We start from the raw sequence: 11,592 nt of genomic DNA, 5'->3' as shown, positions 1-11,592 counted from the left end.
CTTTCGGCTAGACCATCAGACCGTTGATCTTCAGAGAAAGCTGCAAGCGGTCGCGCAAGCTGAGTTTTTCGAAGATCGAGGTCAGATGTGCCTTGACCGTTCTTTCCGAGATCTCCAACTGATTGGCGATCTCCTTGTTGCTGGCCCCACCCGCTACCAGTCGCGCCACCTGGCATTCGCGTTCGGAAAGAAGTTTGGCCCAATCGTCGCGCGGCGGCCGCGGTTGCTGCCCCAGAATGCGGGATGTACTGCCGACCAGTTTGCTCAACAGCGCTTGGCCGATCCACAGCCCGCCGTTGTCGACCACCAGCGCCACCTGGTGCAAGACTTCAGGTGCGGCATGGCTGTTGCAGCAACCGGCGGCACCGGCGGCCAGAGCATCGATGACCGTCGCCTCGTCCGGCTCGTCGCACAACAGAACCAGGCGCTGCCCTCGCTCAGACGTAGCCCACGCAGGATCTCGGCCGGTGTCTCGCCGGCATGCAGTCGGCACCACAGAATGCCCGGCTGGTCGGCCGGCACCTCGCCAGCCCGCCAGCGTTCGAGTCGCCAGGCCTGCAGCAGGGCTTGCTGCCAGGTCGGCGGCGGTACGGCACTGTCGTCGAGTATCCAGTGCTGCATCAGCGCTCCGACATCGCGACGCTCTTGGCGCGCAGCACCGGTTTCAGCAGATAGGCGAGGACGCTCTTCTTGCCGGTCAGAATATCGACCTCGGCGACCATGCCGGGAATGATCGGCAAGTTGGCGTCGCCGAAGCCGGGCCGGTTGGTACGGACGCGCACCGTGTAGAAGGCATTGCCTTTGTCGTCGGTGACGGTATCGGCGCCGATATGCTCGAGCGTGCCGTCGAGGCCGCCGTAGATCGAGAAATCGTAGGCGGTGAATTTGACCATCGCCGGCTGGCCGGGCCGCAGGAAGGCGATGTCGCGCGGCAGGACGCGGGCCTCCAGCAGCAGCGCGTCTTCGAGCGGCACGATCTCGATCATGTCCTTGCCGGGCTGGACGACGCCGCCCACCGTATTGACCAGCAGCCGCTTGACCGTACCCTTGACCGGCGAGCGGATCGACGACTGGGTGACGCGGTCGGACAACGCGACGCCGCCCTCGGTCAGGCTGTTCAGCTTGGACACCGTTTCCGAAAGCTCCTTGCCGGCGTCGTTGCGGAAGCTGAGCTCGACTTCCTCGATCTTGCGTTGCGCCTCGTTGATCGAAGCCTGGACCCGCGTGATCTGGGCCGAGGCCTGATCTCGCTCGCCGCGGTAACGCGAGACATCGCGCTCGAGGCGCAGCAGTTCAACTTCGGAGACGGCACCCGAATTGATCAGCGGCTTGGTCACGGTCAGTTCCCGGGAAGTCAGCTCGTAACCCTGGGCGGCCTGCGAACGCCGCGCCTGCACTTCGTTGAGTTCCTGCTGGCGCTGGCTGAGCTGCTGGCGGGCGATCGAGACGGAGGCCTGCATCTCCTCACGCTTGGCCCGGAAGAGCTGGCGTTCCTGCTCGACGACGTCCGGCGCCGCCTTGAGCGCTTCCGGCGGCGGCACGAACTCCTTGCCGTCGGACAATGCCTTGAGGCGCGCCGCCTTGGCCATCAGCCCGAGGGCCTGCGACTGGTTTTCCTTGACCGAGGAGGCGAAGCGCGTCTCGTCGATCTTGATCAACAGCTGGTTGGCCTGCACGACCTCGCCTTCATGGACCAGGATTTCCGAAACCAGGCCGCCATCGATGCTCTGCAGGACCTGCAGCTGTTTGGACGGAATGACCTTGCCCTCGCCCCGCGTCACCTCGTCCAGTTGGGCGACGGCGGCCCACATCACGAAGATGGCGAAGACAACGCCGATCGAGCGGAGCAGGATGCGGGCGCGCAGCGGTTCCTGGCGCAGCATGGCGAGATCGGCATCGGTGGCGAAATCGACGACTTCAATTTCTTCCCGGCTCGGCAGCCGCCCGAGCACTTTCTCGACACGTGGCGCACTCCACTGGGCAAGCTTTTCCAGCCTGCCGTGGACGGCAGCGAATATCCGGTGCGGGCGCTTCATGAGGCCCTCCCGATGCGGCCACTCTGCAGGGCTTGGATGACCTGATCGCGCGGGCCGTCGGCGACGACGCGGCCTTCATCGACGACGATGACGCGGGTCGCCAGATCGAGCAGGCTGTTGCGGTGGGTGACGATGACCACCGTCTTGTGGGCCGCCACCCTCCGCAGACGCTCCTTGAACTGCTGTTCCGAGGAGAAATCCATGGCGCTGGTCGGCTCGTCGAGCAGCAGGATCGGCGGGTCCATGAGCAGGGCGCGGGCAATCGCCACGCCTTGCCGCTGGCCACCGGACAGCGAGTCGCCGCGCTCGCCGATCATCATGTCGAAACCGTCCGGATGGCGATTGACGAAATCGGTCAGGCCGGCGGCATCGGCGGCGGCGACGATGGTCGCATCGTCGGCGTAGGGGGCGCCGATCGCGATGTTGTCGCGCAGGCTGCCGTAAAAGAGCGTGACATCCTGAGCAACGTAGCCGATGTTGCGGCGCAGGTCGGCCGGATCGAGCTGGCGGAGATCGACGCCATCGATGCTCACCGCCCCGCCGGTCGGCTGGTAGAGGCCGAGCAGCAACTTCTGCAGCGTCGTCTTGCCCGAGCCGATGCGACCGATGACGACCACCTTGTCGCCGGTCGCGATCTTGCAGCTGAATCCCTTCAGGGCGCTGATCGAGGCGTTGGGGTAAGTGAACTCGACATCGCGGAACTCGATGTTGCCCTTCAGTTCCGGACGATGCACAAAGGCCGCATCGCCTGGCCGCTCGACCGGCTTGGCCATGACTTCTTCGAGCGAGGTCAGCGAGACCTTGGCATTGTGATACTGCATCAGCAGGCCGACCATCTGGCCGAGCGGGGCGACGGCGCGCGAAGTCAGCATCGTGCAGGCGATCAGCCCGCCCATGCTGAGCTGGCCGTTGCCAATCAGATAGACCCCGGCAATGACGACCACGACATTGACCAACTGCTGGATTTCCATCGCCCCGTTGGTGGCAGCGGCGGACAGGAAGCGCATCTGGTTGTTGACCCGCGACACGAAGGCGACCGACTTTTCCCATTTCGACTGCATCACGCTTTCGGCGCCCAGGGTCTTGATGGTTTCCAGCGCGGTCAGGCTTTCGATCAGCGTCGCATTGCGCAGGGCGCCGGCGCGATAGGTCGTCTCCGACAGCTCGTGCATCTTGTGCTGCAGGATGTAGGCGTAAATGATCACGACGACGATGGCCAGCAGCACGGGGATGATCAGTTGCCAGGCGATCAACGCGATCACCAGAACGAAGAGCAGGGCGAACGGCAGGTCGATGAAGGCGGTTACCGAAGCCGAGGTGATGAAGTCGCGGACCGACTCGAAAGAGCGCAGGTTCGAGGAAAAGGCCCCGACCGCCGCCGGCCGGGCTTCCATCCGGACGCCGAGCACCCGCTCCATGATCTTGGCCGAGAGTTCCATGTCGATTCGCGCGCTGGCAAGATCGATGAAATAGCCGCGCAACAGGCGCAGCATCATGTCGATGCCGATCACCAGAACGACGCCGAGGGCGAGCACCCAGAGCGTTTCCATGGCCCGGTTGGGAATCACCCGGTCGTACACGTTCATCGTGAACAAGGGCATGGCCAGCGCCATCAGATTGATTAGCAGCGCCGCCGCGAGCACATCGCGATAGACCAGCCACTGATCGGCCAGGGCGCCCCAGAACCAGTGACGCAGCTTGACCTCGCCGACCTGCGGCGTCCGTTTGTCGAACCGGAAATGCGGCCGGGAAAAAATGGCAACGCCCGTGTAACGCACCGCCAGGGCCTCGCGCGACAACAGCACTGAGCCCTGGCCGGTCTCCGGGAAAAGCAGGCGGGCGTTGTCGCCGCTGTCATCCCAGCCGAGCAGGACGCAGGCTTCTTCGCCTTTGAGCAGCAGGACGGCGGGCAGCAAAACGTCGTCGATCCGCTCGAGCGAGCGGCGGACCAGCTTGGCCGAGAGGCCGGAGCGACTGGCCGCGCGCCCGAACAAGGACGGGGTCAGCGAACCGTTCTCCAAAGGCAAGCCGGCGATCAGCGCGGCGCGCGTACTCGGCCGGCCGTGAATGCGTGTCAACTCGACCAGGCAGTCAAGCAGGGGGTCATGATGCAGGATGTCTTCCCGTATGCCCGATTTGCCGTTCTCGGCCGGACCGCCTAGTGCCTCGCTCATGCTCCCTGAAGCTTTCTTTGAATTCTGATGTGGCAGAAAACGCGCAGTCTAAAGAAACACAAAAAGAAAAAGGCGGCCACAGCCGCCTTTTTTTGCTCAAGTGTTAAATATTAGGCAATCAGGGGCACGATCAGCAGCGCCACCAGGTTGATGATCTTGATCAGCGGATTGACCGCCGGACCCGCCGTATCCTTGTAGGGATCACCCACCGTGTCGCCGGTGACGGCGGCTTTGTGCGCATCCGAGCCTTTTCCACCGAAATGACCGTCTTCGATGTATTTCTTGGCGTTATCCCAGGCACCGCCACCGGTCGTCATCGAGATCGCCACGAACAGGCCGGTGACAATCGTGCCAACCAGCAAGCCACCGAGCGCGACCGGCCCGAGCAGTAGACCGACGACGATCGGCACGGCCACCGGCAGGATCGAGGGAATCATCATTTCCTTGATCGCCGCCACGGTCAGCATGTCGACCGCACGCGAGTAGTCCGGCTTGGCCGTGCCTTCCATGATGCCGGGAATCTCCTTGAACTGGCGACGCACTTCGACGACCACCGCACTGGCCGAACGGCCGACCGCTTCCATGGCCATGGCACCGAACAGGAAGGGGATCAGGCCGCCGATGAAGAGGCCGATGATCACCAGATGGTTGGACAGATCGAAGGTGAAGACCTTGCCCGAGACCGCTTCCAGACCGTGGGTGTAGTCCGCGAACAGCACTAGGGCGGCCAGACCGGCGGAGCCGATGGCGTAACCCTTGGTCACCGCTTTGGTGGTGTTGCCGACGGCATCCAGCGGATCGGTGACATTGCGCACTTCCTTCGGCAGTTCGGCCATTTCGGCAATGCCGCCGGCGTTGTCGGTGATCGGACCGTAGGCGTCGAGGGCGACGACGATACCGGCCATCGACAGCATGGAGGTGGCGGCGATCGCGATGCCGAACAAGCCGCCCATGGCAAACGCAGCATAGATCGCAGCACAGACCGACAGCACCGGCAGCGCCGTCGCCTTCATCGAGACGCCGATACCGGCAATGATGTTGGTGGCGTGGCCGGTCTGGCAAGCGGCCGCGACGTGCTTGACCGGCGCGTAATCGGTGCCGGTGTAGTACTCGGTGATCCAGACCAGTGCGGCGGTCAGCACGAGGCCGACGACGGAGCAGCCGAACATGGTCATGGTGTTGATCACACTGCCGTCGGGCAGCGTGGCGCCGGCACCGATCAGCCAGGCCGTCACCGGGTAGTAAAAGACCAGGGCCAGCACGCCGGCGACGATCAGGCCGCGATAAAGGGCCGCCATGATCTTGCCGCCCTCGGTCGCCTTGACGAAATAGCAACCGACGATGGAGGCAATGATCGACACTGCGCCCAGGGCCAGCGGATAAAGCACCAGGTTTTCGCCGAGGCCGGTCGCCGTCTTGATGATCAGCGCAGCCAGCACCATGGTCGCGACCACGGTCACGGCATAGGTCTCGAAGAGGTCGGCCGCCATGCCGGCGCAGTCGCCAACGTTGTCGCCGACGTTGTCGGCGATCACCGCCGGATTGCGCGGATCATCCTCGGGAATGCCGGCTTCCACCTTGCCCACCAGGTCGGCGCCGACGTCTGCCCCCTTGGTGAAGATGCCGCCGCCGAGACGAGCAAAGATCGAAATCAGCGAGGAACCGAAGGCCAGACCGACCAGCGGTTCGATGACGTGGTGCAGGTCGGCACCAGGGCCATTCACTGATTTGAGGAAAGCGTAATACCCGGCGACGCCGAGCAGCCCCAGACCGACCACCAGCATGCCGGTGATCGCCCCGCCCTTGAAGGCAACGTCGAGCGCCGCCGCAATGCCGCTGCGTGCGGCTTCAGCCGTGCGCACGTTGGCGCGCACCGAAACGTTCATGCCGATGAAACCTGCAGCGCCGGACAGCACAGCACCGATCAGAAAACCGAAGGCAGTCAACCAGCCAAGCTTGGGAACAACACCGATGACGATGAAGAGGACGACGCCAACCATGGCGATGGTCTTGTACTGTCGGCTGAGGTATGCCTCCGCGCCTTCCTGGATTGCCTTGGCAATCTCTTTCATGCGCTCGTTGCCGGCCGGCAACGCGAGGATCTGCTGGCTGGAAATCCAGCCGTACAACACTGCTAGAACGGCGCATCCCAGCGCCAACCACAACGGTGTAGACATACTCTCCCTCCCTAGGTTGATGGAACTACACTTTGAACGCCTCCAACTTTCTTGTGACGGCAACGTTCTTCAAACGCACGTAATCGGGCAATCCATTGCGATAGACCGGCGGCTCCTCGCCATCGATCAGCGGCTGCAAATAAGCGCGGCAGGCTTCGGTGATGTGGAAGCCGTCCGCCGAAATGAATTCAGCCGGCATTTTACGCTCGACATTGGCGATGTCCTTCAAGGGCGCATCGCCGATCCGCCAGCGATACGGCTTCTCTGACAGCCGCTCGATAGTCGCCATCACCGCATTCTTGCCCTGCAAGGCCAAATCCACCGCTGCAACGCCCAGGGCATGCGCCTGCTCGACATCGGTTCGCGAGGCCAGATGGCGGGCCGAGCGTTGCAGGTAGTCGGCCAGTGCCCAGTGGTACTTGTAGCCGAGCTTGTCCTTGATCAACTGGGCGACGACCTGCCCGACCCCGCCCAGCTGGGAGTGGCCGAAGGCGTCCTTGGTCCCCGATTCCGCAATCAGCTTGCCGGAAGCATCAGACAAGCCTTCGGAAACGGCCACCGTGCAGTAACCGTAGCGCTTGACGCACTCATCCGCCCGCGCCAGGAAGCGCTCCGGATCGAACGGCTCCTCGGGGAAGAGCAGGATATGCGGCGGTTCGCCGACATTCTCGGATGCCAGGCCACAAGCGGCGGTAATCCAGCCAGCGTGGCGCCCCATGACCTCGAGGACGAAGATCTTCGTCGAGGTGCGCGCCATCGAGGCGACGTCGTAGCCGGCTTCGCGAATCGAGGTCGCAACATACTTGGCTACCGAACCGAAGCCGGGACAGCAGTCGGTCAGCGGCAAATCGTTATCGACGGTTTTCGGAACCCCGACGCAAACGACGGGATAGCCCATCTTCTCGGCGATCTGCGACACCTTCCAGGCGGTGTCCATCGAGTCGTTGCCGCCGTTGTAGAAGAAATAGCCGATGTCGTGCGCCTTGAAGACCTCGATCAGGCGTTCGTACTGGGCGCGATGTTCGTCCAGGCTTTTCAGCTTGTAGCGGCAGGAACCGAAGGCTCCGCCCGGCGTCGAGCGCAGGCGGGCGATGTCGGCGTCGGATTCGAGGCTGGTGTCGATCAGGTCTTCGGTCAGCGCGCCGATGATGCCATCACGGCCGGCATAGACTTTCCCGATCTTGTCGCCATGACGACGGGCTTCCTGGATCAGGCCGCACGCCGTGGCATTGATGACGGCGGTAACGCCCCCTGACTGTGCGTAGAAGGCGTTTTTCACCGTCATTTTCTTTCCTTATTTCAGCGCGTCGAAAACGCTCTTGGTAATGCTGTCCACACCGCCGACGCCGACTACCTTGCGCACCTTCGGCGCCTTGCCGTCACCTTCCGCCGCCCACTTGGAGTAGAAGTCAACCAGTGGCTTGGTCTGCGAATGATAGATTTCCAGGCGTTTCTTGACGGTTTCTTCCTTGTCGTCGTCACGCTGGACCAACGGCTCGCCGGTCACGTCATCCTTGCCTTCGGCTTTCGGCGGGTTGAACTTGACGTGGTAGGTGCGGCCGGACGCCAGGTGAGCGCGGCGGCCCGCCATGCGTTCGACGATGTCGCTGTCCGGGACGTCAATTTCGAGCACGAAATCGAGCGGCACGCCGGCATCGCGCATGGCTTGAGCCTGGGGAATGGTGCGCGGGAAGCCGTCGAACAGGTAACCGTTCTTGCAGTCATCCTGGGTCAGGCGATCCTTGACCATGCCGATGATCACGGCATCCGGGACCAGGCCGCCGGCATCCATGTGTTTCTTGGCCTCGAGACCGAGCGGGGTGCCGGCCTTGACTTGAGCACGCAGCATGTCGCCGGTGGAAATCTGGGGAATGCCGAATTCCTTGGAGATGAATGTGGCTTGCGTACCCTTGCCGGCGCCAGGCGCGCCCAACAAAATCAATTTCATGGAAAGTCCCTCGGGTTTAACTATTGAAAATTATTGTTGTCTGCTTCAAATCAGCGGTGGTTCCGGCCGTTCTCAGAAGGCGAAAAAGTACCTTTAATTTCAGGCACGGTCAAACAGTTTGCGCATCCGCTCTGCATCTTCGGGCGTATCGACGCCTGGGGCCGGCGCTGCATCGATAAGCGTGACGCTGATGCGATAGCCATGCCACAACGCCCGCAACTGTTCGAGCGATTCGAAGCGCTCGGTTGGCGCCATGGACAGGCCGGCGTAAGCCTTCAGGAAACTCGCCCGGTAAGCATAAAGCCCGACATGGCGATAGGCCGGAAAGTCGGCCGGCAGTGTCTCGCCACCGTTCTCACCGGCGAAATGGTCACGGGCGTAGGGAATCGGGGCCCGCGAAAAATAAGCGGCATCGCCGTCAGCGCGGCAAACCACCTTGACCACGTTCGGATTGAAAAAATCGGCAGCGTCGGTGATCGGATGCGCCACGGTGGCGATATCGGCACCGCTGACTGCCAGTTGCCGCGCCGTCTGGAGAATCACCTCCGGCTCGATCAGCGGCTCGTCGCCCTGGACATTGACGATGATGGTATCGCCGCCCCAGCCGCGTTGCTCGACCACTTCGGCCAGGCGGTCGGTGCCGGTCGGGTGATCGCTGCGCGTCATCAGGGCGGCAATTTCATGGGCCTCGGCGGCGGCACGCACCTCCGGGTGGTCAGTCGCCACCCAGATTTCTTCGGCGCCCGAAAGCCGGGCCCGTTCGGCCACCCGCACGACCATCGGCTTGCCGCCGAGATCGAGCAAGGGCTTGGCCGGCAGCCGGGTCGACGCGTAACGCGCCGGGATCACCACCTTGAAGGCGAGGCCGGACATTACTGCTCGTCCGTCAGTTGGCGCGCCTCATCCTCCAGCATGATTGGGATGTCGTCGCGGATCGGGAAAGCCAGTTTGCAGGGTTTGCAGACCAGTTCCTTTTCGGCTTTGCGGTGTTCGAGGTTGCCCTTGCAAATCGGGCAGACGAGGATATCAAGCAGCCTGGCGTCCACGGAGTTTCTCCAGAATAAGATCAATAAGGGCCGGCGAGAGCTCGGCCTCGACCGGCAAAACCCAGGTTTCGCCTGCCGTCAGACCGGCGCATTTTACTGCATCCTTCTCGGTCATCAGCAGAATGCCGTCCCCGGCGAAGGCAAGATCGGCCGCCGCATAGGCGTGGTGGTCGGGAAAGGGATGGGCTTCGAAAACCAGGCCAAGTGCCGTCAGGGTCCGAAAAAAGCGCCCGGGATCGCCGATCCCGGCCAGGGCATGGAGGTTCTTCCCCTGCAGACTCACCGCCTCACAGGTCTGCCCGGCGTCCTCGAGCCGGTAGAAGACACCCGCCTGAAGACGCATGGCGAACTGCGGGATGCTGCGGTCGATCCGGTCATCCGGCACGCCATTGCAGACCACGGCATCGACCGTCGCCAGCCGGCTCAGCGGCTCGCGCAGCGGCCCCAGCGGCAGCCGCCAACCGTTGCCCGCGCCACGGCCGTCGAAGACTGCCAGTTCGACATCGCGCGTCAGCCGGTAATGCTGCAGGCCATCGTCGCACAAGACGATATTGACATCGGGATGGGCCGCCAGCAGGGCCCGGCCGGCCGCTGCCCGGTTACGCCCGACCCAGACCGGCACGCCACTGCGCCGGGCGAGCAGGATCGGCTCGTCGCCGACTTCGCCGGGCAGCGCCGACGCCGTCACCGGACGCGGCTCGGCAGCGGCGCCACCATAGCCCCGGCTGACGATAGCGGGCCGCCAGCCACGGGCGCTCAACTGCCGGGCCAGCCAGATGCTCAGTGGCGTCTTGCCGGCACCGCCAACGGTAATGTTGCCGACCACGACGACCGGCACATGCAGGCTCTCGGCGGCGGTCAGCCGGCGATTCAGCCAGGCGAGCAACGGGAACAACCAGGCCAGCGGCAGCAAAAGCCACAACGCCGGCGAAAGCCGGCGTTGCTCGAACCAGAGACGCTGTAGCCAGCGAGCCAGCATCAGCGTGGTGACTGAGTGGCGAAGGAGATGTGGGGATAGCCGGCGGTCTGCGCCGCCTGCATGACATCGATGACGCTCTGGTGTGTCGCCTTGGCGTCGGCATTGATCACGATCACCGGGTCCGGACGCGGGCCGGCGGCACGGCGCAGGGCTTCGGAGATGCCCTTGACGTCGGTTGCCGTCAGCGGCGACTTATTCACCAGGACCTGGCCGCTGGCCGTGATCGCGACATCGATCTCGTTCGGCTGTTCAGCCTGCTTGCTGGCATCGGCCGTCGGCAGGTTGATTTCCAGCCCGGAAAACTTGGTATAGGTGGTAGTCAGCATCAGAAAGATGATGATCACCAGCAAGACGTCGATCATCGGGATCAGATTGATTTCCGGCTCTTCCCGGCTGCGGCCGCGCTGAAAATTCATCGCTTACTTCCGATCACCATGCATGTATTCGACCAGGCGAATCGCCTGCTGCTCCATCTCGACTACGAAGCCATCGACCAGGGCGCGGAAATGGCGCCAGAAGATCAGGCTGGGGATCGCGATGAAAATACCGAAACCGGTGTTGTAGAGCGCTACCGAAATACCGTGTGCCAGCTGTTGCGGGTTGCCGGAACCCGGCGTCTGCGAGCCGAAAATCTCGATCATCCCGATCACTGTCCCGAACAAGCCCATCAGCGGGCTGATCGAAGCGATGGTACCGAGCGTCGTCAGGTAACGATTCAGTTCGTGCGACACCGCATTACCCGACTCTTCGATCGACTCCTTCATGATTTCCCGGGACGAGCCGACATTGCGCAGGCCTGCCGACAGTACGCGACCGAGCGGCGAATGGCGATCCAGCTCTTCGAGCAGCTTGTCGTTGTTGGCACCGCGCTTGAACTCGCCGACGGCGCGTTGCAACAGGCCTTGGGGCACCACCTTGGAACGGCGCAGCGCAACCAGGCGCTCGATAATCAGGGCAACGGAGATGATGGAGGCCAGAAGCAGCGGCCAGATGGGCCAACCGGCAGCCTGAACGATTGCAAACACGTGAGGAATCCTCGTTGGAAAATCAACCCGGGATTTTGCCTCTCCTCTGACAGCGCGGCAAGCGGCAATTTGTCACGCTTTTTTTGCCGCCGCCGCGGCTTATCCCCAAAACCTGTGGATAAATCTGTGAATGAACTGTCATCAAATGCGCTAACCCTATTTTGGCAAAGGGTTTTTTCTGCTCTGCCAAAAAACAAGGCATCCAGT

Annotated in this window: 12 protein-coding genes; all 12 read right to left on the bottom strand. The window is 62.9% G+C overall.

Going from position 1 to position 11,592, the window contains the following annotated elements:
• Window positions 1–7: 7 nt before the first annotated feature.
• Window positions 8–307, bottom strand: coding sequence for a response regulator transcription factor (locus tag NQE15_RS07140; protein WP_265947899.1), 300 nt, complete (start codon window positions 305–307; stop codon window positions 8–10).
• The gene (locus tag NQE15_RS07135; protein WP_265947897.1) at window positions 265–621 is read right to left on the bottom strand and encodes a hypothetical protein; all 357 of its coding nucleotides are present in this window, start codon (window positions 619–621) and stop codon (window positions 265–267) included. Before NQE15_RS07135 ends, NQE15_RS07140 begins: the two co-directional genes overlap by 43 nt.
• Window positions 621–2,036, bottom strand: a complete 1,416-nt coding sequence (locus NQE15_RS07130; protein ID WP_265947895.1) for an HlyD family type I secretion periplasmic adaptor subunit — start codon at window positions 2,034–2,036, stop codon at window positions 621–623. The genes NQE15_RS07135 and NQE15_RS07130 overlap by 1 nt, the downstream gene beginning before the upstream one ends.
• The gene (locus NQE15_RS07125; RefSeq protein ID WP_265947893.1) at window positions 2,033–4,210 is read right to left on the bottom strand and encodes a type I secretion system permease/ATPase; all 2,178 of its coding nucleotides are present in this window, start codon (window positions 4,208–4,210) and stop codon (window positions 2,033–2,035) included. Before NQE15_RS07125 ends, NQE15_RS07130 begins: the two co-directional genes overlap by 4 nt.
• Before the next feature lie 110 nt (window positions 4,211–4,320).
• A complete protein-coding gene (locus NQE15_RS07120) occupies window positions 4,321–6,387 on the bottom strand; it encodes a sodium-translocating pyrophosphatase (protein ID WP_265947891.1) in 2,067 nt (688 codons plus the stop codon).
• Between the two features lie 25 nt (window positions 6,388–6,412).
• Window positions 6,413–7,672, bottom strand: a complete 1,260-nt coding sequence (locus NQE15_RS07115) for a 6-phosphofructokinase (RefSeq protein ID WP_265947890.1) — start codon at window positions 7,670–7,672, stop codon at window positions 6,413–6,415.
• A 9-nt stretch (window positions 7,673–7,681) separates the two neighbouring features.
• Entirely contained in the window at window positions 7,682–8,335 is a 654-nt protein-coding gene (gene adk, locus NQE15_RS07110) for an adenylate kinase (RefSeq protein WP_265947888.1), read from the bottom strand.
• Window positions 8,336–8,434: 99 nt separating this feature from the next.
• Window positions 8,435–9,208: a 3-deoxy-manno-octulosonate cytidylyltransferase gene (gene kdsB / locus NQE15_RS07105; protein ID WP_265947886.1), complete on the bottom strand. Its 774-nt coding sequence runs from the start codon at window positions 9,206–9,208 to the stop codon at window positions 8,435–8,437.
• Complete coding sequence (locus NQE15_RS07100; protein ID WP_265947884.1) at window positions 9,208–9,381, bottom strand: Trm112 family protein; 174 nt, start codon at window positions 9,379–9,381, stop codon at window positions 9,208–9,210. The genes kdsB and NQE15_RS07100 overlap by 1 nt, the downstream gene beginning before the upstream one ends.
• Window positions 9,362–10,360, bottom strand: a complete 999-nt coding sequence (gene lpxK / locus NQE15_RS07095; protein WP_265947882.1) for a tetraacyldisaccharide 4'-kinase — start codon at window positions 10,358–10,360, stop codon at window positions 9,362–9,364. The genes NQE15_RS07100 and lpxK overlap by 20 nt, the downstream gene beginning before the upstream one ends.
• A complete protein-coding gene (locus NQE15_RS07090; protein ID WP_265947880.1) occupies window positions 10,360–10,776 on the bottom strand; it encodes an ExbD/TolR family protein in 417 nt (138 codons plus the stop codon). Before NQE15_RS07090 ends, lpxK begins: the two co-directional genes overlap by 1 nt.
• Window positions 10,777–10,779: 3 nt before the next feature.
• Window positions 10,780–11,385 (bottom strand): MotA/TolQ/ExbB proton channel family protein, encoded by a 606-nt coding sequence (locus tag NQE15_RS07085; protein WP_265947878.1) that lies wholly within the window; start codon window positions 11,383–11,385, stop codon window positions 10,780–10,782.
• Window positions 11,386–11,592 lie beyond the last annotated feature (207 nt).

It is taken from the genome of Dechloromonas sp. A34 (assembly GCF_026261605.1).
Classification (GTDB): domain Bacteria; phylum Pseudomonadota; class Gammaproteobacteria; order Burkholderiales; family Rhodocyclaceae; genus Azonexus.
Note: the sequence above shows the minus strand (reverse complement) of the source record. Positions and strands in the feature narration are given on the sequence as shown.